Annotated in this window: 23 protein-coding genes and 4 tRNA genes; 5 read left to right on the top strand and 22 right to left on the bottom strand. The window is 52.2% G+C overall.

The window, feature by feature from the left end; all coding sequences use genetic code 11:
* The 6 genes from tuf to KJ869_09865 all read right to left on the bottom strand — a co-directional run.
* Window positions 1-139, bottom strand: a 139-nt coding sequence (tuf, locus tag KJ869_09890; protein MBU1577499.1) for an elongation factor Tu, incomplete at its 3' end; no start/stop codon positions are given.
* Between the two features lie 50 nt (window positions 140-189).
* Window positions 190-265 (bottom strand) — tRNA-Thr (locus KJ869_09885).
* Window positions 266-683: 418 nt separating this feature from the next.
* A tRNA-Gly gene (locus KJ869_09880) sits at window positions 684-758 on the bottom strand.
* 213 nt (window positions 759-971) lie between these two features.
* Window positions 972-1,056, bottom strand: a tRNA-Tyr gene (locus KJ869_09875).
* A gap of 95 nt (window positions 1,057-1,151) precedes the next feature.
* A tRNA-Thr gene (locus KJ869_09870) sits at window positions 1,152-1,227 on the bottom strand.
* 125 nt (window positions 1,228-1,352) lie between these two features.
* On the bottom strand, window positions 1,353-2,585 hold the full coding sequence (locus KJ869_09865; GenBank protein MBU1577498.1) for an asparagine synthetase B: 1,233 nt from the start codon (window positions 2,583-2,585) through the stop codon (window positions 1,353-1,355).
* Between the two features lie 215 nt (window positions 2,586-2,800).
* Here KJ869_09865 and KJ869_09860 point away from each other — a divergent pair, with 215 nt between their 5' ends.
* The 3 genes from KJ869_09860 (at window position 2,801) to KJ869_09850 (ending at window position 7,669) form a co-directional block, all read left to right on the top strand.
* Complete coding sequence (locus KJ869_09860) at window positions 2,801-3,109, top strand: hypothetical protein (protein MBU1577497.1); 309 nt, start codon at window positions 2,801-2,803, stop codon at window positions 3,107-3,109.
* Window positions 3,110-3,186: 77 nt separating this feature from the next.
* Window positions 3,187-6,690, top strand: coding sequence for a DNA polymerase III subunit alpha (locus KJ869_09855; GenBank protein MBU1577496.1), 3,504 nt, complete (start codon window positions 3,187-3,189; stop codon window positions 6,688-6,690).
* Window positions 6,691-6,919: 229 nt separating this feature from the next.
* Window positions 6,920-7,669, top strand: a complete 750-nt coding sequence (locus KJ869_09850) for a YjbH domain-containing protein (GenBank protein ID MBU1577495.1) — start codon at window positions 6,920-6,922, stop codon at window positions 7,667-7,669.
* A 63-nt stretch (window positions 7,670-7,732) separates the two neighbouring features.
* Here the strand turns inward: KJ869_09850 and KJ869_09845 are convergent, their stop codons facing one another.
* Window positions 7,733-10,114, bottom strand: a complete 2,382-nt coding sequence (locus tag KJ869_09845) for a hypothetical protein (GenBank protein ID MBU1577494.1) — start codon at window positions 10,112-10,114, stop codon at window positions 7,733-7,735.
* A gap of 71 nt (window positions 10,115-10,185) precedes the next feature.
* On the bottom strand, window positions 10,186-10,839 hold the full coding sequence (locus KJ869_09840; GenBank protein MBU1577493.1) for a hypothetical protein: 654 nt from the start codon (window positions 10,837-10,839) through the stop codon (window positions 10,186-10,188).
* Window positions 10,840-10,970: 131 nt separating this feature from the next.
* Here KJ869_09840 and KJ869_09835 point away from each other — a divergent pair, with 131 nt between their 5' ends.
* Window positions 10,971-11,618: an IS1595 family transposase gene (locus tag KJ869_09835; GenBank protein MBU1577492.1), complete on the top strand. Its 648-nt coding sequence runs from the start codon at window positions 10,971-10,973 to the stop codon at window positions 11,616-11,618.
* Here KJ869_09835 and KJ869_09830 read toward each other — a convergent pair.
* The 3 genes from KJ869_09830 to KJ869_09820 are packed head-to-tail and all read right to left on the bottom strand — an operon-like array spanning window position 11,576 to window position 13,737.
* Window positions 11,576-11,968 carry a DUF559 domain-containing protein gene (locus KJ869_09830; protein ID MBU1577491.1) on the bottom strand — a complete coding sequence of 131 codons (393 nt, stop codon included), beginning with the start codon at window positions 11,966-11,968 and terminating at the stop codon, window positions 11,576-11,578. The two genes, KJ869_09835 and KJ869_09830, sit on opposite strands and share 43 nt — an antisense overlap.
* Window positions 11,969-12,019: 51 nt before the next feature.
* Entirely contained in the window at window positions 12,020-13,012 is a 993-nt protein-coding gene (locus KJ869_09825) for a hypothetical protein (protein MBU1577490.1), read from the bottom strand.
* Window positions 13,000-13,737, bottom strand: coding sequence for a hypothetical protein (locus tag KJ869_09820; protein MBU1577489.1), 738 nt, complete (start codon window positions 13,735-13,737; stop codon window positions 13,000-13,002). Before KJ869_09820 ends, KJ869_09825 begins: the two co-directional genes overlap by 13 nt.
* A gap of 68 nt (window positions 13,738-13,805) precedes the next feature.
* Between KJ869_09820 and rlmN the strand changes: the two genes are divergently transcribed.
* Complete coding sequence (rlmN, locus tag KJ869_09815; protein MBU1577488.1) at window positions 13,806-14,807, top strand: 23S rRNA (adenine(2503)-C(2))-methyltransferase RlmN; 1,002 nt, start codon at window positions 13,806-13,808, stop codon at window positions 14,805-14,807.
* Window positions 14,808-14,991: 184 nt separating this feature from the next.
* Here the strand turns inward: rlmN and KJ869_09810 are convergent, their stop codons facing one another.
* From KJ869_09810 to lptC, 11 genes are all read right to left on the bottom strand, one after another.
* Window positions 14,992-16,107 (bottom strand): DegT/DnrJ/EryC1/StrS family aminotransferase, encoded by a 1,116-nt coding sequence (locus KJ869_09810; protein MBU1577487.1) that lies wholly within the window; start codon window positions 16,105-16,107, stop codon window positions 14,992-14,994.
* A 61-nt stretch (window positions 16,108-16,168) separates the two neighbouring features.
* Entirely contained in the window at window positions 16,169-17,926 is a 1,758-nt protein-coding gene (gene ptsP / locus KJ869_09805) for a phosphoenolpyruvate--protein phosphotransferase (protein ID MBU1577486.1), read from the bottom strand.
* A gap of 2 nt (window positions 17,927-17,928) precedes the next feature.
* Window positions 17,929-18,195, bottom strand: coding sequence for an HPr family phosphocarrier protein (locus KJ869_09800; protein MBU1577485.1), 267 nt, complete (start codon window positions 18,193-18,195; stop codon window positions 17,929-17,931).
* Window positions 18,195-19,310 carry a DUF1926 domain-containing protein gene (locus KJ869_09795; GenBank protein MBU1577484.1) on the bottom strand — a complete coding sequence of 372 codons (1,116 nt, stop codon included), beginning with the start codon at window positions 19,308-19,310 and terminating at the stop codon, window positions 18,195-18,197. Before KJ869_09795 ends, KJ869_09800 begins: the two co-directional genes overlap by 1 nt.
* On the bottom strand, window positions 19,307-20,341 hold the full coding sequence (locus tag KJ869_09790; GenBank protein MBU1577483.1) for a hypothetical protein: 1,035 nt from the start codon (window positions 20,339-20,341) through the stop codon (window positions 19,307-19,309). The genes KJ869_09795 and KJ869_09790 overlap by 4 nt, the downstream gene beginning before the upstream one ends.
* 375 nt (window positions 20,342-20,716) lie before the next feature.
* Window positions 20,717-21,685: an HPr(Ser) kinase/phosphatase gene (gene hprK / locus KJ869_09785; GenBank protein ID MBU1577482.1), complete on the bottom strand. Its 969-nt coding sequence runs from the start codon at window positions 21,683-21,685 to the stop codon at window positions 20,717-20,719.
* Between the two features lie 22 nt (window positions 21,686-21,707).
* Window positions 21,708-22,028 (bottom strand): ribosome-associated translation inhibitor RaiA, encoded by a 321-nt coding sequence (gene raiA / locus KJ869_09780; protein ID MBU1577481.1) that lies wholly within the window; start codon window positions 22,026-22,028, stop codon window positions 21,708-21,710.
* A 16-nt stretch (window positions 22,029-22,044) separates the two neighbouring features.
* A complete protein-coding gene (gene lipA, locus KJ869_09775) occupies window positions 22,045-22,935 on the bottom strand; it encodes a lipoyl synthase (GenBank protein ID MBU1577480.1) in 891 nt (296 codons plus the stop codon).
* Window positions 22,932-24,332, bottom strand: a complete 1,401-nt coding sequence (rpoN, locus tag KJ869_09770; protein MBU1577479.1) for an RNA polymerase factor sigma-54 — start codon at window positions 24,330-24,332, stop codon at window positions 22,932-22,934. The genes lipA and rpoN overlap by 4 nt, the downstream gene beginning before the upstream one ends.
* Window positions 24,329-25,381 carry a hypothetical protein gene (locus tag KJ869_09765; GenBank protein MBU1577478.1) on the bottom strand — a complete coding sequence of 351 codons (1,053 nt, stop codon included), beginning with the start codon at window positions 25,379-25,381 and terminating at the stop codon, window positions 24,329-24,331. Before KJ869_09765 ends, rpoN begins: the two co-directional genes overlap by 4 nt.
* Window positions 25,378-25,913 (bottom strand): LPS export ABC transporter periplasmic protein LptC (gene lptC, locus KJ869_09760; protein MBU1577477.1); only part of this gene is annotated, 536 nt, incomplete at its 5' end. The genes KJ869_09765 and lptC, both read right to left, overlap by 4 nt.

Here is a 25,913-nt window from a genome sequence, read left to right as displayed (position 1 = left end):
AGCTCTTGGCTTTGGCCAGGCCCTTCTCCGCCAGGTACTTGGTGATGGCGCTGGTCAACGTCGTCTTGCCGTGATCAACGTGACCGATCGTCCCGATATTTACGTGCGGCTTGGTTCGCTCGAATTTTGCTTTGGCCATGGCGCTTCTCCTTATAAAAGGATTTATTCTTTAAGAATTCATGTTTCAAATGGAGCCCACCACCAGAATTGAACTGGTGACCTCGTCCTTACCAAGGACGCGCTCTACCGACTGAGCTAGGCGGGCATTGGTTATTAAAGAAAAGAACAATAAACCCCTATCCCCCCAAGTCACCACTACTTTGGGCGGCAGAGTCTGTTTTTTCCGAAGAATTGTAATTATATCAAATTTTTAGGATTTGTCAACTATATTTTTTGCCGATTGTCGAAATATCTTCCCTCCCCTGCCAGGGGTGATTACCTGCCCAAAACAGATATTTCGCAAGATCATTGAAATAAAATGGAGCGAATGAACTACAATTTCTTCCTTGCGCTGGAATCTCCGCCTAAGCCAACACAATAGCCATGATATGCGGCGGATCCGCCGCCGCCCTACTTTGAAGCTAAACATCAGGCGGAGAACCGTCAATTACGTCAGGAGCACTAATCCGCCTCAAGCGGACTACACCCGCTCGTGCCCTTCAAGCATCATTTATACAAATAAATGGAGCGGGTGAACGGAATCGAACCGTCGTATCCTGCTTGGAAGGCAGGAGCACTAACCGTTGTGCTACACCCGCTCGTATCGCTTATCCACCGATATTTTGACCCCGCCTTAATTCCTCCCCTTGATCAAGGGGAGGGCCGGGAGGGGTCTAAAAGTGGTGGTGAGGGGAGGATTCTCCGCCTATGAAATTATATAAGCATTAGTATGCGGCGGATCCGCCGCTGCCCTACTTTGAAGCCTGGCATCAGGCGGAGAACCTAATTTGAGGTTCTCTTCCTTATAAAAGTGGTGGTGAGGGGAGGATTCGAACCTCCGAAGGCTTCGCCGACAGATTTACAGTCTGTTCCCTTTGGCCACTCGGGAACCTCACCACTTTATTATATTTACTGGCCGGTCGTCGAGTCGCATAAAAGCATATCGAGACGCCGGCCAACTCGATTACCGTTAATTAAATTCACCTGTAACATGGAGCCACCGAAGGGACTTGAACCCCCGACCAGCGGTTTACAAAACCGCTGCTCTACCAACTGAGCTACGGTGGCCCTTCGGGTTCCTTAAGAGTTTGTAATTATAACCAAAAATATTTATTTAGTCAATACAAAACTATGCGTTCAAATTTTGCATTCCGTCGAATTACAAAATATTAATCTCTTTTGCCAATAGATATTTATGTTTTCAACTTCTTCTTCTTGGCCGCCGGGAATAATATATTGTTGAGAATAAGCCTATATCCCGGCGAGTTGCGGTACATCCTCAGATCGGTCTTGGGATCACCCACGAAATGCTGGAAATCTTCGGGATCGTGCCCTCCAAAATAGGCAAAGCTCCCCTTGCCGTATATTCCGTGCAGGTATTTTACCTCGTCGCTGCCGACCACCTCGGCCAGCAGCACTATCCCCTTTTTTATTTTGTCCCGGCGGAAGCCGGTATCCTGTCCCAAAAATTCACTGACCAGCGCCACATGATTCTGCACCAGCATGCAGGATACCGGGTCGTATTTGGCCGAAAAATCGAACATGGTGAAATAGGTATCCTTCCCCCGGGCCAGGGCGTCGGTGCCAACATCTATGTCGGAATGTTCGTACACCAGGGGATTTGTTATCACATTGAAATCGGTAAAGGCCAGGGTCTGCGTAAAGTCCAGCTTGGCCTGGTAGGCCGGATCGGCCGGGTCGCCGTCGAACTCTTTAGGTACGATGTCGGTGCCGGCGGCCGACAGGGCAATGTCCAGGGTAGTTGGCGCCGAGCACATGGCGAACAGGAAGCCCCCGTCGAACAGGTATTGCCGCAGCTTATCGGCCACTGCCAATTTCATCTGCGAGACTTTTTTATAGCCCAGTTTTCCGGCCAGCCGGGTATTGGCCCGAACATCGTTCTGGTACCAGTCGGTGTTACGGTAGTTGGAATAGAACTTGCCATACTGTCCGGTAAAATCCTCGTGGTGCAGGTGCAGCCAGTCGTACTGAGCCAGCGCCCCCGACAGAACCTCCTCGTCCCACAGAGTGGTATAGGGCACCTGGGCATAGTCCAGCGCCAGGCGGACGGCATCGTCCCAGGGATCGTGGGTCAGCGGAACATAGACCGCCAGTTTGGGAGCCTTCTCCAATTCAATCCGTTCCATGTTCCCGGATTCAATCTGGCGGTAGAGCTCCGAGGTTTGATTGTCGGAGATAATGCTGTAGCTGACCCCGGAGATTTTGCACAGCTCGGCCGTCGTCTGGTTCTCGGAGGTCAGGAACGAACCACCCCGATAATTGAGCAGCCACTCCACTTTGATTCCATTCTTCAGGCAACGGTACACCACCCCGTAGGCCCGCAGGTGGTCCGCCTGGCTTAGGTCCATGGGAATGAAGATGCTGGCGGCAGAAAGCTGCGAGAAGAATGATATTATCACCGCCAGGGAGAATAATAATGATGTGAATAATTTTTTAGGCATTGGTTTAAATATTTTTTGTGTCTTTGTGCCTTGGTGGCAAATTTGCTGGATTCTCAACCCCCGAAGTGGCATTGTTAAGTTTAATTGCATTTATATGATTTGTCAATTGAATTGTGAAACACTTTACTATTGAAATTCTAACCATTAAGTGATATCCTAACAGTGGAGGAGAAAATATTATGCGACGCTGTGAAAAATGCCGAAGATCCCTGCCCCAGGGCAGTATATATTACCGTCTGAACATCTCCCTGCTGCAGGGGTTCGACGGTGTGCTCGAGGAGGCCGACGGCACCAGCATCAAAGATTTCATCGCCCGGATAAACGAGCAGACCGCCGGGGTGCCGGAATCGCTGCTGGAGGAAGAGGTGCACCGCGAGTTCACTTTCATCTTATGCAGCCGCTGCAAGGAAAAATACTGCGCCAACCCCTTGGACCTTCCCCTCACCGGCAACAGCGTTCCTAAAAAACTTTCCGACCTGCAGGAATAATCTTTGCTGGTCATTTTTGGCAAACTTTATCCCGCATCCCCATAACCTGTCATCTGTAATCTAAAATCAAAATCGTCATGCCTCACTCCCGATTCACCCATCTTCATCTTCATACCGAATACAGCGTCCTGGACGGCCTGATCCCCGTTAAAAAACTGGTGGAAAAGGCTGCCGAGCATAAAATGGCCTCGCTGGCCATCACCGATCACGGCAATATGTTCGGGGCGCTGGATTTTTATACCGCCGCCCGTTCGGCCGGGATCAAACCCATCATCGGCAGCGAGATGTACATGGCTCCCGGCAGCCGGTTGGACCGTTCGGCCGATGCCGCCGGGGAGACCGCCTTTCATTTGATACTGCTGGCCCGTAACGAGATCGGTTACCACAACCTGATGAAGCTTTCCTCGGCCGGATTCCTGGATGGATTCTACTACAAACCGCGCATCGACAAAGAATTTCTGGCCCAGCACTCCGAGGGCCTGCTGGCCCTTTCCTCCTGCATTCAGGGCGAGGTCGCCCAGGCCATCCTGAAAGGCAACCCAAAAAAAGCCCGGGAGGCCGCCTCCTTCTACCGGGAATTGTTCGGGCCGGATTTTTTTCTGGAGATCCAGAACCACGGCCTGCCCGAGGAACTTCAGGTCATCCCCGAGATCGCCGCCATATCCAAAGAGCTGGACATCCCGCTGGTGGCCACCAACGACGTCCACTATCTGGAAGCCAAAGATGCCAAGGCCCACGACGCCTTGCTGTGCATCCAGACCGGCCGGACCATCACCGACCCCGACCGGATGAAATTTTCCAACGACAACTTCTACTTCAAATCCCCGGCCGAGATGGCCCGGCTGTTCGAGGAATTCCCCCAGGCCATTGATAACACCATGGCGGTGGCCGAGCGCTGCAATCTGCTGCTGTCTGATCTGGGTTCCGGCAAACTGAATATCCCCTCCTACGCCGTTCCCCAGGAATTCGACAGCCAGGCCGTCTATTTAAGATACCTGGCCGAGACCGGTCTCAACAAAAGATATCAGACGGTTACCTCCGGGATCAGGGAGCGGCTGAACAAGGAGCTGGAGATCATCGAGAAGATGAATTTCCCCGGCTATTTCCTGGTGGTCAAGGATTTCATTGATTTTGCCAGGGCCAACCAGGTGCCGGTGGGTCCGGGCCGTGGCTCGGCGGTGGGCAGCCTGGTGCTGTACTGCCTGGGCATCACCGACGTGGAGCCGCTGAAATTCAACCTGCTGTTCGAGCGATTTTTGAACCCGGAGCGGGTCAGCATGCCGGATATAGACATCGATTTCGGCGACACCCAGCGCGGCAAAGTGATAGAATACGTCAACCAGAAATACGGATCGGACAGCGTGGCCCAGATCATCACCTTCGGCACCATGCAGGCCAAAGCAGCGGTGCGGGATGTGGCACGGGTCTACAGCTTGAGCTACAGCGAGGCCGATAAGATCGCCAAGCTGATACCTTTCGGCAACACCATCGCCGAGGCCATCAAGCACGTTCCCGAATTGGACAAGCTGGTAAGATCCGACCCCCGCTTCCAGGAGGTGATCGAGATCGCCCAGGCGGTGGAGGGTCGGATCCGCAACGTCGGCACCCATGCCGCCGGAGTGGTGATCACGCCCGGAAAACTGACCGATTACCTGCCCCTGTATAAAAGCAGCAAAGGCGATGTGTCCACCCAGTACGAGATGGGCTGGCTGGAAAAATGCGGGCTGCTGAAGATGGACTTTTTGGGTTTGCGCAACCTGACGGTGATCGACGACACCATCCGGATGCTCCGGGAGCGGGGCGTCAATGTGAACATAGACGCCATCCCCTACAACGACGAGCAGACCTTCGCCCTGCTGAAGAAGGGTAACACCACCGGGATATTCCAACTGGAATCGGCCGGAATGCGCGACCTGACGGTCAAGCTTCAGACCTCCTCCCTGGACGACATCATCGCGGTGATCTCCCTGTACCGGCCGGGCCCCATGGATCTGATCCCGGATTTTCTGGCCCGCAAAAACGGCCAGCAGAAGATAGAATACGAGCATCCGTTGCTGGAGCCCATCTGCAAGAACACCTACGGCATCCTGATCTACCAGGAACAGGTGATGCAGGCAGTGCAGGCCCTGGCCGGTTATTCGCTGGGTGCCGGATATCTGATGCTGAAATCCATCGGCAAAAAAAGGCGGGAGGATATCGAGAAACAACGCCCGGCCTTCATCAAAGGCTGTAACGAAATCAATAAGATCCCCAAGAACAAGGCCGAGAAGATATTCGATCTGCTGGCCAAGTTCGCCGGATATGGATTCAACAAATCCCATGCCGCCGGATACGCGGTGCTGGCCTACCAGACGGCCTATCTCAAGGCCCACCATCCGCTGGAATATATGTCGGCCGTGCTTACCAGCGTGATGGGCGACACCAACAAGACCATCTCCTTCCTGGCCAACTGCCGGGAGACCGGCATCGTCATGCTTCCCCCGGACATCAACACCAGCCAGCACCAATACCAGCCTGAGGGCCAGGCCATACGCTTCGGCCTGGGCGCGGTCAAAAACGTGGGCCGAAACACCATCGATTCCATCATCGGGGCCCGCCGGGAGCTAAAAAGCTTCGATTCCCTGAAGCAGATGCTGGAGAACATCGACGCCCGGGTGGTCAACCGCAAAGTGTTGGAAAGCTTGATAAAATCCGGCTGCTTCGATGCCATCCAGCCCGACCGCGAGGGAATGCTGCACGACCTGGACCTCACCATGGAATCGGCCGCCCAGATCCGCCACGAACGGGAGATGGGCCAGACCTCCTTCTTCGACTCCGCCGAACCGGCGCCCGGGACCGCCCGGGATCCAGCAAAAAAAAACCCGGTCAAGGTGAGCCACAAGCAGTTCCTGGCCTTCGAAAAGGAGGCCCTGGGGTTTTACCTCTCCGGGCACCCCCTGGAGAAATACGCCGCCGACATCAAATGCTTCGCCAGCCATAATTTGGACCAATTGACCGGCTTGGACGATTATCAGGCGGTGATCGTGGCCGGGTTGATATCCTCGGTTAAATCCATCACCCAGAAGAACGGCAAGCCGATGGCCTTCGTCTCGCTGGAGGACCTGACCGGATTCACCGAGGTGGTGGTGTTCTCCGATCTGTACGAGACCAAGCGCAGCCTGATAAACAGCGACGGCGTGGTGCTGGTGGCCGGAACGGTGTCCACCAAGGAGGATGAGGCCCCCAAGATCGTGGCCTCGGACTTTTACGCCCTGCCGGAATGCCGCAAGGGGCTGGTGGAACAGTTGGAGATACACCTGGAACAGACCAAGATGGACGATGAGTTCACCCGCCAGCTGACCGGGATCCTGCAGCGCTACCCCGGAGTCTGCTCGGTAACCTTTGTGGTTAAAAACGGTGAATCCCAGCCGGTAAGGATACGCTCCCAGAAATTGAAGGTGATGCCGGAGCAGGAACTGCTGGCCGAGCTGAACCAGTTCCTGGGCGGGCCTTTTTATCGCTTCTGCGGCAAATGGCAGCCGGCCCCGCCCCGCAAGCAGAGCAACTATCGGAAGAACGGCCCGGGAGGAAGGTACCAATAGGCTACGGACCCTTTTTACCACTGAGGCACAGAGCGCACAGAGTTTTTCTTTTAATCTTTCTCCATGACCCACATCTCCCCTAACAAGGGGAGAAACAGAGGGGTGTCTTGGCCCAACAGAGAACCGAGGAGATTGGGTCTTTACTGTTAAGATTGTTTAAGGCATTTATTTATCTTGCAAAACGGCCGTCAAATATATATAATTACTGAAATGATATTTGGGAGATAATATGAAGAGGCTTTTCATTATAACCTTGACCTTGGCCCTGCTGGGCGGCGCGGCCCATGCCGTGCAGTTCGGAGAGATGGTGGATTACCCCACCGCCGGGACCCTGGCCCGGGCCACCTACTCCATTAATCTAAAGATGCAGCCGGTGGGCGGCTTGCTGTTGGGCTTCAACTTCGGGCTGTTCGACCGCCTGAACTTCGGCTTCGCTTACGGTGGGGATAACATCATCGGCTACGGCAATCCCGAATGGAACCCCCAGCCCGGGTTCATGGCTAAATACCGGATCTTCGATGAAAGCTATTACGGACCGGGCATCGCCCTGGGCTTCAATAATCAGGGCAACGGGCCGTACCTGAATAACAGATATCTGACCAAATCCCCCGGCTTCTACGCTGTGGCCAGCAAGAACTACCGCTTTATGGGAACCCTGGCCTTTCACGGCGGGGCCAACTACAGCATTGAGGATGACGACAACCCCGACAATTCAATAAATTTCTTCGGCGGGCTGGAGAAATCGCTGAACCCGGAATTATGGTTGGCCGCAGAGTATGACCTGGCGCTGAACGACAACCTGGAGGATCAGCAGTACGGCGAGGGCTACGGCTATCTGAACCTGGGGCTGCGCTGGCTGTTCAACCAGAAGCTGATGCTGGAATTCGACCTGAGGAACATCCTGCGCAATGGGCCGGAGGGGCAGGAGCCGGCCAGAGTGGGCCGGACTGTTAAGATTTCGTATTACGACGCGTTTTAATCACTGCTATAAAAATTAAAGCCCTGCAGAAACCTGCAGGGCTTTTTTGTTTTTATATTTACATCATACATACTTCCTGAAAAAATCCGACGGTTTAAATGTTTCTTCTTCAAGAGAAAACCATTTTACTTCTATGCCTTCAGTAATAAGTTCTTCTTGCAATTTACGTATTTTATCTTGGACTTTTGAGTTTGGGTTTAAATCTAAAGATGAAAAAACAACCACGTTTGGTTTAATAGCTTTAGATATTTCTTTCATTTTATCAAAATCACCCTGTGAAAACTTATCCATCGAATTTTTTACTTCACCAATTATAAATTTACCATCTTTTATACAAATTATATCTATATCAGTTATTTTTTCACCAGTTTTATAATTAAATATATCCAAACTATTCGAATACATATATGACACTCTGGCATCCTTTGCTATTTGCCCCAAAACAAGTATTTCTGGCAGTAGCCCTTGTTCTAGATAACAATCCTGAATCAACGTATTTAAACGATAACTCCATTTTTGATCTGTCCCAATAGTGTACATATTGCCACAACCGTTGCATTTTAAAACATGTTTTATATTATCGCAATCATACCAATTAGCATAGCTGCAATATTTGCAATGGGAATTTATTCCCATAAATAATATATTGCGTGTTACTAGCTTAGCAATTTCATCTTTTAACGATTCAACCTCAATTGTTAGTTTATATTCTGGAAACATCTTGTTTATTTCTTCAAGCTCCTCTATTGCTAGGCGCAAAAAACCCTTAACAAATGGAATTTCTTGTCCATAGGGTATAATCTGTTTTGAGTATTCATATATTCGTTCAATCCATTCTTCTATGTTGCCATTTGTAAGTGGATGTTTTGTTAATCGTTTTTTTATTCTTGTTTTTAGGGTCTCAACTCTTTTGTCATATCTATTAACATCTTTACATATAATAAAATCGAAAACTTTACGCCAGTATTTTTCCTTGAATACATTATATGTATTATCTAATCCTCCAAACAGACCAATCATTCCATTTAAATATTTACCATTACTTGATTCTTTAACAAAATACTTTTCTTCGCTAATCAATCTCCCTCGGGAATCTTCACTCCACCCTGGCTTATAGTCACACCGAAATAAACATTCAAATATTTCATTTGATTTCAAAATATTTATATTTACTCTAGGGTCGTTTAAATCTATAACAACCGAGGGCACGCCGTCCTCAGTTATTCTCGCTTTACCACGAAACATTTTTCCCGCTAAAATATTTTTCCTGGGCAATTTATAAAATAATTGGTGATTATTTTCGCTTTTCAAATCATATTCAATATATAGATCTGCCATACAATTACCATAACCCTTAGTTTCTTCAATAAAGAATGTTTCCGATAGTTTAAACTCTTCATTATATTCTTTAGTAATTTTGTTTATTTCAAGCTTTTTGTTTTCAAGATTATAAAAGGGATCGTTTTGCCAAAATTTGGGACAGGTAAATATAGATTTATTCATCGTTTTAATTATGTGTTTTTCCTTAAATATTTTATTGCTATATTCCTCAATTATTTGATCGTCTAAACTTATACTTGTAAATTTTATTTGGTGCAACTGGTTATTATGTTCTTCATATGTCTTTTTTAACCACTTTGTTAAGGAAGGGTTTAAGCTTTCATCATCAATTAATTCTTGCGGAATGCAAACTTGATTAAATCTATGCCTAACATGCTTTGGCACAAATAAAGCATTATTCCAAGCATAAGTATAATCTTCTATAGTATTACCAATAACTATGGTAAAAGGGTTAGCATCATATTTTTCAACTTCTTTAAAATAATTTGGCAAAGAACACAGTTGGATTGGATAAATCACATTAGGAATATTCACTATTTCATCTAAAGCTTTTTTAAAATCATCTCTATTTGATATTTTATATGTTTTTAAATTATCCTCACTGATGTTAAAAGAACCTTCAGAATGATTATACGCACCATAATTTCGTATTATAAAATTATTTAAAACAAAATCCTTCGAGCTATAATCAATAATGAAATTTATTAATTTTGAACTACCTAATGGAGACCAATAAGATATTTTATTAAAATTTTCTTTAACGACATTGATGCTAGCTGGTTTTTCATTTATATACATTACATGGTTTTTAAATAGTTTGTCTTCAATACCGAACGGAGACAATGCGTCATTTATTTTTCGCAATAAAATATCATCTAGCTTAATTACAGATTTTATAACATCCGGATCAAAACTTAATAATAAATTCCAATATTCGTTATCAATAATATTCTCACTAAAGATTACAAAGGGGTTATATCGCCCGCCCCATTTCCCAATGTTGTAACAACATATATCATTAAACTGTTTGTCATCAATATTGCCCAAATCTATCATAAAAGCAACTTTAATTGGGCGTTTATCAATATATACTTTATAATACATATTGGCAATCACTCTCTTTTATTTATTATAAATAAATTACCAGGGCAAGGTTATAATACATTAAAAAGGGATCATTTCTCCAGAGCGCTTTGCAGCAGCCTCTGCTGGTAGATCATATCCCTCCAGCAATCCCCGTCCTTCTTGAACGGCCACCAAAGGATCTTTCTTTCCCCCCATTTGATATCGAAATCCATATCCAGGATATCGCGGCTTTTTTTGTTGGCCAACACCCTAAGCAGAACCTCCACCATGCCCTGGGCGTCCAGATGGCCGTAATAGCACCGGCCGTAATCCATGGATTTCTCCACATCCTTCTCTGGCAGATCCCGATCCAGCTTCAGGCTCAGCGCCTGGCTCAAGTCAGCAGTGTAATTGATAAAATTGTTGCCCCTGAAGGCCGCTACCAGCATCCTGGATGGGATCTCCAGGTCCTCTGGCTTGGTATTCTTTGGCCGGTAAAACGCTTCCGTGCCATTCTGCCGAAAGGGACTTTGGGGCGAATGGGCAACCAGGCTGGATATTTTGGCCTTATATGATATCAGCCAAAACGGCAGGAGAATACCCGGTGGACCTTCGGCCTTAATTATGGCCTGTTCCAGCCTGACGGCCGAATCCCCGGTGAATTCGGCGGCATTGCCGCAGTGTTGGCAGGCCGCCAGCACAGTGTTCCCGGCTATCTTCAGCTTGGCCCCGCAGTGGGGGCATTTTAAAGAAGTGAGTTTCATAATTTTAACCCATCCCGTTACCCCTTCCCTCGAGGGAAGGGGATTGCGGGTAGGTTATATCTCCAATATTTTTTCCAAAACTCTTTTAGGGTCTTGTCTAGGAAATTTATGGTATAATCCTGGAAAGGCCTATGAAATATAGCAAAATAAGCGATTACACGATAAAAAAGATTTTGGGCTGTTTTTGCGATGAATTAACTGCCACCCAGACAGCTAAGACTTTAAAACTAAACCGGCATACCATAGACCGGTTTTATAGAATATTTCGGGACCGGATTGCAGAATACCAGGAACAAAACCTGAAGAAATTAACCGGCAGCATAGAGATTGACGAGTCATATTTTGGATCCCGTCATCGTGGTGATAAGCGTGGCCGTAGCACAGAGACCAAGATACCGGTAATAGGCATACTCAAGCGAGGAGGTGTGGTTTATACCAGAATAATACCCAATGTGTCTCGTAATGCAATTATGCCTATTATCAAGGGTTTAGTGAACAAGTCAAAGTCCAATATTTATACTGATCAGTGGCGCAGTTATGATAGCTTAGTATTCTCTGGCTACAAACACCACCGCATAAATCACTCTAAAGAATTTGCCCGGGATCACAATCACATTAACGGAATCGAATCATTTTGGTCCTTTGTCAAGAGGAAAATGAGAAAACATAATGGCATCCCCAGGCAGATGTTTTATCTCTATCTCAAGGAATCAGAATTCCGTTTTAATCATAGAAATCAGGACCTCAAACAGGTGCTTTCTAACCTCATTTTCAACTGATTTCTAAAAAATCTTCTATACAAGACCCCTCTTTTAATATCTTTTAACACCTCTTGGTTTGTAAAACGTAAAACTTTTATATTGAGGGTTTCAATTATACGATCTCTTTCGGCATCATAGTCTTTCTGTTTCTCATGCACACCTCCATCTATTTCCACCACCAATTTCAGTTTATCACAGTAAAAATCCGCAATGAACCCGTTAACGACCTGTTGTCTCCTGAAATGCAGTCCATTTAGTTTATTACCCTTTACAGCTTTCCAAAAATATGTTTCAGCAGGTGTCATTTCTAGACGCAATTTTTTAGCAACGGCTAGCTTTATTTGAGTATACCGTTGATTGCGGATCATTTTATTCTCCACGGCCCTCCCCTCGAGGGGAGGGCTTTGGGTGGGGTTAAATCACACCTTCCAGATAAACCTGGCGGCCTTCTCGGCCAGCCGATCCAGTATCAGGCGATTCAGCGCGGCGCCGCCGGCCAGAAAGCCCAGCAGGAAGAACGGCGCCACCAAGGACAGCCATCCCTGCATGAAGACCTTTTGAGGCGACAATATCATTCCCAGGGCCAGCGCCACAGCCAAGGTGGCGATCAGGTGTTTGGTGGGAGGGACGATTTTAGCCTTGCTGTATTGTTTAACATATATCTGCGTTCCGTTGACACCGTCCACCAGGCATTTGAACCGGCCCTTCTTGGTAAAGCCCAGCACCCGCCACACCGGGTAATAGATCAGCCTCCGGTTCTGCTTGAGCAGGGAGATATGGCTGGTCAGCCCCTGGTAGCTTCCGTAGGGATACAGCATCTGCCCTTTGAAAAATTTGGCGGATTCCGCTATCATCTCCGGCTCGGCTACCGCATCCGGCTCCAGCACCAGACCCAGCTTGGACAATTCGACATCGTCCTCCGGCATCAATTCCATTCCGGGCGCAGTATCCCTGATATCGCTGCCTCCCAGTTCGTTCCATTTGAGGCCCAGCATCCGGTAATCCTTCTTGATCCACAAGCTCTTTTTTACCACCTCGCCGCCGGACTTCTGCTTGATCTCCTTTTCGTAGGCATTGTTTCCCCTGGCATCGGAGATAGGGATCTTCAGGACCCTCTCCACTATCGGCCGCTGGCCGCCGATGAAACCAAAAGCCTCGGCCTCCACATGCCAGGCGGGAACGAACATCAGTTGGGCGGCAATGGGCTCGAAGGAAAGCTTTGTGGCCTGTCCGGCCAGGGATATGGCGGCATTACGCTTGATCCCGGGCTCCACATAGTAACGGTAGAAGCCCAACTGCGAACCCAAGGCTACTGAGGCCCGGCAGGAACGGCATTGGGCCAGAATACTTCCGGACTCCGCCTTCAAGCCGGAGCCGCATGCCGGGCACAATAAAGCGGTTATTTTTTCCATCCCCAACCCTCCCATACCAGACTGACGATAATCTCCAATATGACGAAGCTCAGGCCCAGCACGATGGCCTTGGCTATTACCGGCTTGATCAGCACGCCTTCGAGCAGAAAAATAATGCCTGCTATAGCCAGGCTTCCCCACTGAAGGGATATTTTGATCCTCTTATCGGGCTGGTACCCTGCCATGCTTCCGGTGGAGGCCTCTATTACCGCGCTTTTTCGCTCTCCGCCATAGCTGAAGCTGGCGACATGAAACGGAACGTAGATGACGGCATCTCCCGGCTTCAGATCCTCATCCGGAATCTCAGGCAGAACGAAACCGGCGGTCTTATCCCGGTCGAACCGGACATATTCGCCCGGCGGGATTTTCACATTGGTGATATGCGGATGCTTTGGTTTTACCGCCAACTCATAGCTGTGCCCGGTAATCTCGCCGTTCTTTCTCTGCTCTTTCCTCAGCCAGGGAACCCACAGGCTTTGGCTGATCTCAAGTCCTGTTGCCGTTCCCTGATAGTTCTCCCACACCCAGGCCGAAAGTATCCGGTGGCATTCGGAGCGCATCAGGGCCGGGCGAAGCATCCAGCGGCTCTCAACTTCCCCTGGCTCCATATGCAGCCGCGAGCCGCAAAAAGGGCAGTTGCCCAGGCGGCGTTTTGGCGAGAGGCTGATGTCGGCCCCGCATTGCGGGCACTGATACAAAGCGTTATGTCCTTGACTTTTGTTCATAGCTCCATTATCATTGAACAATGAAAAATATTTCACTACCCTCCCTTAAGGGATTACATCTTGAAGAGATGAAGAAAACTTTGGCCCCGCTGGGGGCCAGGGCTTTCCATGCCCGGCAGATCATGGCCTGGTTCTATCAGCGCGGCGTCTCGGATTTTTCCAAGATGACCGACCTCTCCAAGGAGCTGCGTAATAACCTGGAGAAATATTTCCGGCCCGACGAATTTCGCTTGAAGACCGAACGCCGGTCCCGGGACGGCAGCCGGAAGATCCTGCTGGAGACCGCCGACGGTCAGTTGATCGAGAGCGTGCTGATCCCCAGCAAGGAGCGGCTTACCGCCTGCCTGTCCACCCAGCTGGGCTGCAAGCTGAACTGCGGCTTCTGCGCCACCGGAACCATGGGCTTTGTCCGCAACCTGACCGCCGGGGAGATAGCGGACCAGCTGTTCCACCTGCAGAGTATGACCGGATGGAAAAATCGCATCACCAATATCGTGTTCATGGGCATGGGCGAGCCGATGCTCAATTACGATGCGACTCTCTCGGCCGCCAGGCTGATCAATTCGCACCAGGGGTTCAACATCGGCGCCCGACATATCACCATCTCCACTTCGGGTATAGTGCCCGGCATCTTACGGCTGATGGAAGAGCCGGAGCAGTTCAAGCTGGCCATATCCTTAAGCGCTTCTACTGATGCCGGCCGCAGCAAAATAATGCCGGTAAATAAAAAATATCCTTTGAAAGAGCTGCTGACCGCCGCCAGAGATTTCAGCAACCGGAAAGGCAAGCTGGTATTCTTTGAATACATCCTGCTGGCCGGTATAAACGATAGTTTGGACGATGCCGACCGGCTGGCGAAGCTGCTGAAAAATATTCCCGCCAAGGTCAATCTGATTCCCTATAACCCGGGAGGCAGGGAAAGTGTCCTCAAACCCTCGTCGCCCCAAGTCCAGCAGGCATTCTTTGAAAGATTGCACCAGCTGGGTGTGACGGTGACCGTCAGGATCAGCAAGGGGCAAGATATCAACGCCGCTTGCGGCCAGTTGAAGGCTTCTGTTTTGTCCCGTTAAAAGGATTCCTCCGCTTCCTCTTATAACACCTCTCCCCTACCCCTCTCCTAAAGCATTAGGAGAGGGAAGAGTCTGCACTGAGTACCGCAAACCAAATAACATACGAAGTGATGAGGTCGGAAGGTTTACAGTCGCATTTTAAATTTACATAAAGACCCAGCCCTTACGGGCTGGGTCTTGTTTTTTATTTATAGAACTTGGCGATGGCATCCACCACCTGATCCTGCTGTTCCCTGGTAATCTCAGGATATATCGGCAGGGAGAACACCTGGCTAGCGGCCTCTTCAGCCACGGGGAAGCTGCCCTTCTTGTGGCCCAAAAATTCAAAGGCCGGCTGCATGTGCAGGGGTATGGGGTAATGAACAGCAACTGGCACCCCATTCTGTCCCAGGAACTCCACCATGGAATCACGCTTGGCGGTCCTCAGGGTATATTGGTGATAAATGGCCTCATTGTAGGAACGCACCTGGGGAATTTTTATATCGCCGATCCCGGCAAAGCGCTGGTTATAGTATTCGCCCTTCTCCTGCCGGGCCTGGTTCCATTTTTCCAGGTGCTTTAGCTTGACCGACAGCACCGCGGCCTGCAGGGCGTCTAACCGGGAATTGACTCCTATTTTGAGATGGTGGTATTTCTTGTCCTGCCCGTGCTGGCGCAGTATTTTTACCATCTTCATCATCTCCTCGTCATTGGTCAGCACCATGCCGCCGTCGCCGTAGGCTCCCAAATTCTTGCTGGGGAAAAAACTCAGGCCCGCGATGTGGCCGATGCTACCGGTCTGCTGGCCGTGATATTTGGCCCCCAGGCTCTGGGCGCAGTCCTCTATCACCGCCAGCTTGTGCTTTTTGGCGATTTCCATGATCTGGTTCATATCCGCTGCTTGCCCGTAAAGGTGGACCGGGATGATGGCCTTGGTCCTGGGGGTAATGGCTTTCTCCAGCTTGGCCGGATCGATGTTAAGAGTGTCGGGGCAGATGTCCACGAACACCGGCTTGGCGGGGATCCAGCAGATCACCTCGGCGGTAGCGATAAAGGTGAACGGGGTGGTGATCACCTCGTCCCCCTCCTTGACCCCGGCGGCCTTGAGAGCCAGGTACAGGGCGTCGGTGCCAGAGTTTACCCCAATGCCGTATTTTACTCCCACGAAGCCAGCCACCGATTTTTCGAACTCCTCCACGGTCTTGCCCAGTATGAACCCGCCAGTGGAGACCACCTTGGAGATGGCCTCATCAATCTCCGGCTTGATGGTCTGGTATTGGGCTACCAGATCCAGCAATTGCAGTTTTTTCTTCTCGTCCATTTTTCCTTCTTTGATTATATTTTAGGGTTTAAGGTTGGCCATTCACATTTTCATATCATGATCATTCCAGGGCACAACTCAGAGCCAGGTCCGGAAAGATATTCAGAACAAATCTTGAAAGTATGGTCCTGGCCTCTATCGCGCTTTTTGCCTGCATCGCCTCTTCGGCCACTTTCCGGCAATCCTCCATCCTGAGTTTGAGGATCATCCGTTTGACCTCGGGAACCGAGACCGCGTTCATGCTGAACTCGTCCAGGCCCAACCCCAGCAGCAGCGGCACCGCCAGGGGATCGGCGCACATCTCTCCGCACAAACCCACCCAGATGCCGGATTGATGCCCGGAATCTATGGTTTGTTTGATCAGTTTAAGCACCGCGGGATTGAAGGGATCGTACAATTTGGCCACTTTCTCGTTGACCCGGTCCACCGCCAGGGTATACTGGGTAAGATCGTTGGACCCGATGCTGAAGAAATCCACCTCCTTGGCTAGGGTGTCGCTGGTCAGGGCCGCCGCCGGAGTCTCGATCATGATTCCCATCTGGCAGTTGCGGTCATAGGCGATCTTCATTTGGTCCAGCTCCCGGCGGATGGAATCCAGAATGACCTTGGTCTGGGTTATCTCCTCCAGGCAGCAGATCATGGGAAGCATGATCTTGACCGAGCCGAAGGCCGAGGCTCTTAGGATGGCCCTCAGCTGGGCCCGGAAGATCTCCGGCCGGTCTAAGCAGAACCTGATGGCCCGCCAACCCAGGAAAGGGTTGGCCTCAGGCGAGAAGCCGTGGCCGTTGATCTTGTCACCGCCCAAGTCGAAAGTGCGTATTATCACCGGATCTGGGGCAATTTTCTCGGCTACCTGTTTGTAGATATTGAACTGCTGCTCCTCATCGGGCAGCTGGGAGGATGTCAGGAAAAGGTATTCTGTCCTGAAAAGCCCGATGCCCTTGGCCCCGTGTGATTTTACCGAGGGGATCTCCTCCGGCAGCTCGATATTGGCCGACAGCTCGATCTGGCGACCGTCCAGGGTTACCGGCTTGCTTTTCCGCAGTCTTTTCAGGTCGGTGATATGCTTCTGGTATTCCTTTAGCTCCCGCTGGTAAGATTCCAGGGTCTGGGGCAGGGGGTCCAGTATGACCACCCCCCTTGTGCCGTCCACGATGATTATGGTTCCGGGCAGGGGTTGCTGCAGGACGCCCTTGATGCCAACCACCGCCGGGATCTCCAGGGAGCGGGCCACAATGGCGGTATGCGAGGTCTTGCCTCCCACCTCGGTGATGAAGCCGGCAATATTCCGGGCCGACATCAGGGCGGTATCGGCCGCCGACAGGTCGTGGGACACCACCACCGAATTCCGGGGAAGCTTGTGCAGAACCGATGGATCTCCGGATTGGATGTGTTTTATCACCCTCCAGGAGATGTCCCGGATATCAGCCACCCGCTCTTTCAGATACTGATTGGAGGACGACTCTATGGTCTCGGCCACCTGGTTGATGGTCTCATGGAAGGCCGAGGCGGCATCCTGTCTTTTCTCCCTTATCCTGTCCGCGGTAGCTTCGATCACCGTCACGTCCTCCAGCATCATCAGCTGAGCGGTCCACAGCTCGGCCTCGTCCCTCCCCAGCCGGCAGGCGATCATGTCCCGAAGCTCGGCGATCTCCAGCCGGGCGTTGCTGAGGGCGTTGTGAAACCGGGCGATCTCCTTGTTGGCGTTATCCACCGTCTGCCGCTTGAGCACCGGCAGGTTTTTGCGATAGATAAAAGCCTGGCCGATGCCGAAACCCGGGGAGACGGGGATCCCGTATAATCTGGTCTCATTAGCCATGATCAATCCTCATAAAATTTATCGGCTACCAGTTTGGCCAAGGCCTCCAGGGCCTCCTGCTCGTCCGGCCCGTCGGCTCTGATGATCAGGCTGCTGCCGGGCTCGGCAGCCAGCATCATCACCCCCATGATGCTCTTGCCGTTGACCTCCAGGTCATCCTTGCGGACCCAGATCTTGGACTGGAACTTGCTGGATGTTTTCACGAACAGGGCTGCCGGCCTGGCATGCATGCCCAGACGGTTAACGATGGGCGCTTTTATCTCCTGCATCAAGCCTCTTTGTATCCTACTTCAAAATTTATTATATATTTTTCTTCGGGATCCAGTTTTATTTTCTTATGCCACAAAAAGCACGAGCACTGGTAATTCCTTTCCAGCCCCGATTCCGACTGGGATACTGTCTCCACCGGAAACCGCCACAGGTCGGCCGGCTGGCTTAAGGAGAGAACGATCTCCATTTTACGGTAATCATCGTGAACCGACAGCTGGCTGATTGCGCTGTCGGAAGCCGGCAGATCCATCCTTTCGGTGGACAGCGGGTCCGGCGATGTGCAATACCTCCCGGGTCCCGATGACAGCAATCCGAAATTGAACTCCACCCCAGGCCAGATATCAAGACCTGTCTTCCCGTTGTTGGTCCATTGATAGTGAACCCGAAACGATTCGTCCGCACCAAGAGAAATGGCCTTCGATATTTGAAGATCGCCCAATATTTTTGACAGCTCGACTTTTATCAGCCCGCCTTCCTTGGATGTTCCAGCCTCCCATTTCGAGCCCAGCGTCTGATCGGTCTCTTGGTGGGCACAGGCTGCAAACTCTTCCATGGTGGTTTCAGGATTAAGCAGATGATCCACCAATCCCACCCGGCGGAATCTGTCGTAATGGAGCAGTTTCTCCAGGCCCTGCTCCTTGGCAGTCAGCGTCTCATGAATGCTTTTGCCCTGCCCCTGGTCCCCGTGGCCGATACCGGCTATCTGACGGTGATAATTCTCCGGCCGGCGGGCCAGGGTGTCGAAAAGGTTTACTTCCTTTTCTTTGATGTCCCATTCGAATATCGTTCCGCCCTGTTCCGGGGAGAGGTAGAGGTTCATCTTGCTGTTGGATAAAAGGATCTCCTGATGTCCGTCCCCGTCGAAGTCTGTCATTTCAACCGTGGGGTATTCCGGCGACTGATCTTTGTCCGCCAGGTTCTCCGCCCGAATCAGGTGCCGGTACAGGGCTTCCCGCAGATGCGGCAGATAAAGCCCGCCGAAGATCCCGTGCCAGTAAGCACAGTTGCACTGGCCGCGGTACAGTTCCCGCTTGATATCATCACCGGAGCCTGCGGCCTTGCCGCTGACGTAAAGCATCTTGCGGTAAATATTATTGGATTCGGGATATTTCACCAGATAATTTCGCCAGATCCCCCCCGGACGAACGGGCTGTATCGCTGGTAGCTATTCTCCGCCTTGAGTCGACCGGCCAGTTCCTGGTAGACACTCTCCGATTCCGGCTCCAGCACCCACTCGCCCATCTCGGCGTAGGATCCGGTGGGCAGATATATCCGGCCCAAAGGAGATATTTCCTTGAGCGCTTCCGAGAAGGTGCTTAGCTCGATCCAATCCAGGTTCTGGGATAGCTTATCCAGAAAGCGTTTCAGCCAGCCCTTGGTGTATACATGATCAAAAGTGCCGGGCCAGATGCCGAACTTCTCGCCGTCGTCGGCTATTATGGCCAGAGCATTATTATTTGAATCGTACAGCTCCCGGAGATGGCCTATCACCTCGTCCACGTCATGAAACGGTATCAGGTATCTAAGTTTCTGGCTGATGGGAAATACCGAAAGATTTTTACCCTGGTCGTCGGTCAGGTAATGTCCGGCAAGGTCCTTCTCCTGCTTTCCGGCGCATTTGAAATGGTAGTCGTCCAGCACGGTGTATTTTATGCCGGCCCCGGCCAGGGTTGATGCCAGGCAGGGCTCCCACACCCGCTCGGCCACCCAGGCCCCGTCGGGAGATTTACCGAATTTATCTTTTAGATATCCGGACATCATCTCCAGCTGGCCCCGGCGGTCATTCTCCGGAATGGCCGGCAACACCGGCTCATAGAAACCGCCGCCCATCAGCTCCACCTGCCCGGCTTTGACCAGAGCATTGACCTTGTCGAAATACTCCGGGCAATTGGCCTCCAGCCATTCCCACAGGCATCCGCTGTTGTGCATGGTGAAACGGAACCAGGGGTATCGGGCGGCCATATCCAGGAAAGGCAGATAGGCCTTCTGGCTGGCCTCTTTGAATACGAAATCAAAGTTGCCCACCGGCTGGTGGTTATGAACCCCGAATATGAATTTTAATTTAGACATGACATCTATGGCATTCCATTTTAATATTGCCTTGATATAATTATTGCTGCTATTGGAGCGAACAATAAAGCCCATCCCATAAAGCGAACAATAAATGCTGGGCTCTTTTTTGTGATATATCCTCGCCCATAGAACCCGGTGTATTGGCCCAACGCATCACTATAAAATATGCAACCCAATGGTACTATGAGAAAGATGGCTACTTTAAAAAGTCCATCCAAACCACTTCCCAGATATCCCATAAAAAGGTAACTTAAAGCTAAAACAATGGCTATTGCGTTGCCAAAAATATTACAACTATGAAACATACTGCCTTTTTGAAAACTGAAAAGTTATCCGAGGAAAGCCCATCTTTTTGATATTTTAAGCTTTTTATAAAAGCTTTTATTGGGGACTGTTCACACTCCGATCTATTTCTATTCCAGTGGATAAATATCTTTTTCATTAAGGTCACTCCAAATCGTCCTCCACGAACCGGGCCCCCTCGAATTTCTTCTGCATGGAATCCAGCAGCCGGTTGTTGAATTCCTCGGCGCTGCTGTATCCGCACAGTTTCAGCAGGTGGTTCATGGCCAGCACCTCGGAGATCACGCTGATGTTCTTGCCCGACACCACCGGCACGGTGATCAACGGGATCTCCACCCCCAGGATGGTGGTGGGCTTTTCCTCCAGCCCCAGCCTTTCGTAATCCTCATCGTCCGACCAGCGCTTGAGCCGGACCTCCACCTCGATCCGTTTGCGCATCCGCACCGAGCGGATGCCGAACAGGGTGGTCAGGTCCACTATGCCGATCCCCCGGATCTCCATATGGTGCTGCAGCATCTGATTGCCGTAGCCCATCAGCACCCGCTCCCCGCGCTTCTTGATGGTGACCACATCGTCGGCCACCAGCCGGTGCCCCCGCTCGATCAGGTCCAGGGCGCATTCGCTCTTGCCGATGCCGGAGTCGCCGGTGTACAGCAGTCCCACCCCGTAGACATCAACCAGGGTGCCGTGCATGGTGGTGGTGGGCGCCAGCATGTTGTCGATGTAGGAGGACAGCCGGTGGATGAACTCGGTGGTGTCGATATCGGTCCTTAACACCGGGATGTTCCTGGCCTTGGCCTCGGCCAGCAGTTCGGGATGCACCGCCAGCTTCTTGGTGACCACGACGCAGGGCAGTTCAAAAGCGGTGATCCTTTTGATGGCCTCGATCCGTTTATCCGATGGCAGGGTCTCCAGGTAGCCGGTCTCGGTGATGCCTATGATCTGCACCCTCTCCCACAGGAAATAGCCCATATAGCCGGTAAAGGCCAGGCCGGGCCGGTTGGTGTCGGCGATGATTATCTTACGGTCCAGGCCGATATCCCCGGTCAGGACCTCCAGATGCAGGGTTTCCTGGCGGTCGGCCAGCAGTTCCTTTACCAATACCGCTTTCATGGGCGCCTCCGGTTGGTTTGTTTTATAACGGTTTTCTGAGGGTGGTTCTCTTGCGGTCCTTCTTCCGATCCTTGACCTTCTTGACCTGGATCTCTATCTTCTTGATAGCCGTCTCCGCCGCAGCCCACATATCCCCGGCCTCCTCCTTGGCCAGCAATCTGATCCCGCCCGGCAGATGGATGGAGACCTCGACGATCTGCCGGTTCTTCTCCTCGCTTAAAATCACCTTGGCTTCCACGATGCGGTCGAAGAATTTTTCCAGTTTGGCCATCCTCATTTCGATATCCGACCGCAGAGAATCGGTCAGTCCATCGAAATGCCTGGTGGTGATGTTCAGATCCATTTTGTCCCTCCTTCGGTTAATGTTTTATCGTCTGGTATGTTTGGTGGGCGTAATAAGAACTTCTTACCAGGGGTCCGGCCACCACTGCTTTGAACCCCAGCATATCCTGGCCGTAAGCCCGGCATTCCTCGAACTCTTCGAGCTCCCAATAACGGGCCGCCGGATGATGCAGGACAGATGGCGCCAGATACTGGCCGATGGTCACGATGTCGCAGCCGGCATCGGCCAGATGGGACATGGCGGTTTTTATCTCGGCCAGCGATTCTCCCAGCCCGGCCATCAGGCCGGACTTGGCGGGCAGGCCGTTTCTTTTGACCCTGGATATCAAGTCCAATGATCTCTGGTAATCGGCCTGGGGGCGCACCACGGGATACAGCCGGGCAATGGTCTCCAGGTTATGGTTGAAAACATCCGGCCCGGCCGCAATCACCACATCGATCGATTCCGGGCGGCCCATAAAATCCGGGGTCAGCACCTCGATCAGGACCGGGGGATCCAGGCGGCGGAGCTGTTCGATGACCTCCCGGAAATGGCCGGCCCCGCCGTCCTCCAGGTCGTCGCGGGTCACCGAGGTCACCACTGCATATTTTAACTTAAGATCGGCTACTGCCCGGGCCACCGCCCGGGGTTCGTCGGGATCCAGCCTTTGGGGAGCGCTCTTGCTGACGGCGCAGAACCCGCAGGAGCGGGTGCAGCTGCCTCCCATTATCAGAAAAGTGGCCGTGCCCTCGGAATAGCAGTGGTTGCGGTTGGGGCACCGGGCCTCCTCGCAGACCGTATGCAGGCCCAAACGGCTCAGGGCGCCAGCCACTTCCTCCACTTTGGGAGACCGGACGATCCGCTGTTTGAAATGGCCTGGCAGCCGCCCCAGTGCGGGGTTCTTTATCTTGCTTTCCGTAATGCTCATCCCCTGCTCCGGCGGTATTTGGTGGGAAGTATCTTCAGCTCCTCGCGGTACTTGGCCACCGTCCGCCTGGCGATGGTAATCCCCTGGCGACTTAACCTATCGGCGAGCTCTTGGTCGCTTAAGGGTTTTTTGGAGATCTCCTGTCTTATCATTTCGGCTATGGTGTCCTTGATGGATTTGGCGGAATCCTCCCCGGAATCGGACTTCAGCCCCACCCCGAAGAAATATTTCACCGGCAGCATCCCGTTGGGGGTTATCACGTATTTGTTGTGCACCGCCCGGCTGACTGTTGACTCGTGCATCTCGATATCCTGGGCGATCAGCTTCATGGTCAGAGGCTTGATGTATCTGATGCCTCTGTCCAGAAAATCCGTCTGCCTTTCGATGATGGCCTGCATTATCCGGGTCATGGTCCGGCGGCGCTGCTCTATCATCCGGACGATGAACCTTGCCGCCTCCAATCTCTTGACCACGTACTCCCGGTCCTGGGGGCTGGACTTGCGGGATTGGGATAATATCTGGCGATAGCCGGTGGTCAGCCTGACCCGCGGCACCGCCTGGTCGTTGGCGATTACCACGTATTCCCCGTCCCGTTTCTCTATCACCAGATCGGGATAGACATAATGCGACTCGTCGCTGGTGAAACTGGCCCCCGGCTTGGGCGACAGGGAAGATATCAGCTCCCTGGCCTGCAACACCTGGGATTCCAGGACGCCCAAAGCCCGGGCGATGGCCGGGTATCGCTGGTGCACCAAGGCCTCCAGGTGGCCGGACACGATCCTGGCCGCCAGGCTTTCCTCCTGTCCCAGGATATTCAACTGGATCAGCAGGCATTCCCGCAGGTTCCGGCAGCACACCCCCGGCGGGTCCAGCTTTTGAACCTCGGCCAGGGCCCGCTCCACCGCGGTCAGATCATGCTCCAGGGCCTGGGCCACCTCCTCCAGGGTGATGGTCAGGTATCCGTCGTCGTTGAGATTGCCTATCAGGTATTCACCGATGGCCGTGGCCTGGGGATCGGCCGCCGAGGTCCTCAGTTGGAACAGCAAATAATCCTGAAAGGTATCCTTCTGGACGACAATGGGGCCCTCGGGCTCCTCGGTGGGTTCTAGGTTCTTAAGATAGCGATCGTCCACCCCTTCCTGCATGTAATCCCGCCAATCGATGCGGTCCAGTTCCGGGGATGGCTCATTGTGTTCTTCTCGTTCTTCAGTCTCCTTTTGTTGTTCGCTGGAGGGCTCCTCCAGGATCTCCTCCAGCATGGGATTGATCTCCAGCTCCTGACGCACCAATTGTTGCAGTTCCAGGGTGGGCAGCTGCAACAGTTTTAAAAGTTGCAGCATCTCAGGAGCCAGCACCTGCCTCAGTTCCTGTCTTAATCCCATTTTACCGGGGCTCATGGCTTCTCCAATTCGAAATAGGCACCCCTGGATTTTTGATTCACCTTAAGTTTATCTATCTTGCCTTCAGAAAAATAAAATTCCATCTGGTCGCCGGCCGTGACGTTCCAGCCCGAGACCTTTCCCTTGTCCAACTGGTGATACCGGCTCCAGGCGCTGCCGGTGGCCCGGGCCTGGGAGAGCTTTCCCTGGGCGAACTCTATCCACAGGCTGTCGCATTTGATCAGGTCGGTGTCGCCCGGCTCCGCCAAAAACTGTCGCAGGACCACCGAATCGCGCACCACTGAGTTCTTCAGGCTGTCCCGGTAGAAGATCAGCTCTATGGTCCGGCCCGACAGGTCGGCATCGCTGCGCCACACCCGGGGCTGCTCCTCCAGGAACATCCGGCCCTCATTCCTAAAGTAGGACATCCTCCCGGCCGAGGCCCAGACGCTGTCCTCGGAGTACAGGACATTGCCGGTGGCGATAGCCACCTGCCCCTGCTGGTAGGCCTCCATCCGGTCGGCAGTGATGGCGCTGAGCTTGCCGCTGCCTCCGATGATGGAATATTTTGGGCGCCCGGTCAGCAGACCGTAGCTCTCCTGGTGCCAATATTCGCCGTAGTCGCTTTGGATATTGCTCTTGCCTGACGAGTCCCGCATTTCCACCTGGCCGAAAGCATAGCTCTTGGCCTGATCCTTTAGGTGGACCAGGGAATCCGCCGTCAGGGTCCATCCGCCGTCCTTCAGGTTTGGTCGGCCGTGCAGGACGCTCCGGCCGTATCTTTTAAAGTAGACCGCGCTCCGACCGGCCAGCTCAGCCGTCCGGTCGGTTATCCGGACATGCCCCCAGATCAGGGCCTGCTCCTGCAGAGTGGAGATCCGGGCGCTGTCGCCCCGGATGATGGTCGGCCCGTGGATGATCTCCACGGCTCCCCGCAGCCAGGTCACCTTGTCCTGGCCGATAAGCTGGACCTTCATGGAGCTGGCCGACACCATGTAGGGCTGGCTGGTGTCGGGCGCCGAGGCCGCCAGCAAGGCGGCCAAAAATATTCCGGCAAGGCAGCTCATCGTTCTATATTCAACAGATCTTTTTGGCCCCTGACGTTCCTCTTGATTTGGATCTCCTTGAGATCCGAGCTGGCCTCCAGTCCGTCGCCGGTCAGCCAGTCGGTCCCCTTCTCCAGGCGGATGGCGGATTCGGTGAACAGTTTTTTGGTGTCGTTGTTCCAGGTGAGATAATCGGTGATCAGCACCAGGCTGTCGCTGGTCACCACCCGGACGTTCCGGCTGGCCTCCATGTCGCGGGAGGCCATGTTGACTTTGCCGAAATCCGCCGTCAGGGTGGCGTTGACCGAATCGGTGCCGGTCTTGTAGAAATCTATATCCAGCTTTCGCAGATCCACCTCCTGGCTCTGGTCGTAGGTATCGGCCTGGTCGGACTTGAGCACCCAGGAGCGCCGCCCCAGGATGGTCTCGATCAGGGTGAAACCCACAATGGTCTGGGATGGCGTTCGGCCCGGCGCCGGCTGGATCCGGGCCGGCTGGTCCTTGGCTCCGCACCCGGCCAGCAGTAGCATTAAAAGATATATCGGCGTGTTCT

The sequence above is a fragment of the Candidatus Edwardsbacteria bacterium genome (genome assembly GCA_018821925.1).
Classification (GTDB): Bacteria; Edwardsbacteria; AC1; order AC1; family EtOH8; genus UBA2226.
The sequence above is the reverse complement of the archived record's forward strand: the minus strand, read 5'-3'. Positions and strand labels throughout refer to the sequence as shown.

Excerpts from the sequence above, each read along its gene's own strand:
- KJ869_09825 (MBU1577490.1), bottom strand. The coding sequence starts at position 13,012 with ATGGAAAAAATAACCGCTTTATTGTGCCCGGCATGCGGCTCCGGCTTG.
- KJ869_09850 (MBU1577495.1), top strand. The coding sequence starts at position 6,920 with ATGAAGAGGCTTTTCATTATAACCTTGACCTTGGCCCTGCTGGGCGGC.
- rpoN (MBU1577479.1), bottom strand. The coding sequence starts at position 24,332 with ATGAGCCCCGGTAAAATGGGATTAAGACAGGAACTGAGGCAGGTGCTG.
- KJ869_09765 (MBU1577478.1), bottom strand. The coding sequence starts at position 25,381 with ATGAGCTGCCTTGCCGGAATATTTTTGGCCGCCTTGCTGGCGGCCTCG.
- raiA (MBU1577481.1), bottom strand. The coding sequence starts at position 22,028 with ATGGATCTGAACATCACCACCAGGCATTTCGATGGACTGACCGATTCT.
- KJ869_09855 (MBU1577496.1), top strand. The coding sequence starts at position 3,187 with ATGCCTCACTCCCGATTCACCCATCTTCATCTTCATACCGAATACAGC.
- KJ869_09820 (MBU1577489.1), bottom strand. The coding sequence starts at position 13,737 with ATGAACAAAAGTCAAGGACATAACGCTTTGTATCAGTGCCCGCAATGC.
- KJ869_09830 (MBU1577491.1), bottom strand. The coding sequence starts at position 11,968 with ATGATCCGCAATCAACGGTATACTCAAATAAAGCTAGCCGTTGCTAAA.
- hprK (MBU1577482.1), bottom strand. The coding sequence starts at position 21,685 with ATGAAAGCGGTATTGGTAAAGGAACTGCTGGCCGACCGCCAGGAAACC.
- ptsP (MBU1577486.1), bottom strand. The coding sequence starts at position 17,926 with ATGGCTAATGAGACCAGATTATACGGGATCCCCGTCTCCCCGGGTTTC.
- KJ869_09835 (MBU1577492.1), top strand. The coding sequence starts at position 10,971 with ATGAAATATAGCAAAATAAGCGATTACACGATAAAAAAGATTTTGGGC.
- KJ869_09800 (MBU1577485.1), bottom strand. The coding sequence starts at position 18,195 with ATGCAGGAGATAAAAGCGCCCATCGTTAACCGTCTGGGCATGCATGCC.
- KJ869_09840 (MBU1577493.1), bottom strand. The coding sequence starts at position 10,839 with ATGAAACTCACTTCTTTAAAATGCCCCCACTGCGGGGCCAAGCTGAAG.
- rlmN (MBU1577488.1), top strand. The coding sequence starts at position 13,806 with ATGAAGAAAACTTTGGCCCCGCTGGGGGCCAGGGCTTTCCATGCCCGG.
- KJ869_09790 (MBU1577483.1), bottom strand. The coding sequence starts at position 20,341 with ATGGGCTTTATTGTTCGCTCCAATAGCAGCAATAATTATATCAAGGCA.
- lipA (MBU1577480.1), bottom strand. The coding sequence starts at position 22,935 with ATGAGCATTACGGAAAGCAAGATAAAGAACCCCGCACTGGGGCGGCTG.
- KJ869_09810 (MBU1577487.1), bottom strand. The coding sequence starts at position 16,107 with ATGGACGAGAAGAAAAAACTGCAATTGCTGGATCTGGTAGCCCAATAC.
- KJ869_09860 (MBU1577497.1), top strand. The coding sequence starts at position 2,801 with ATGCGACGCTGTGAAAAATGCCGAAGATCCCTGCCCCAGGGCAGTATA.
- KJ869_09845 (MBU1577494.1), bottom strand. The coding sequence starts at position 10,114 with ATGTATTATAAAGTATATATTGATAAACGCCCAATTAAAGTTGCTTTT.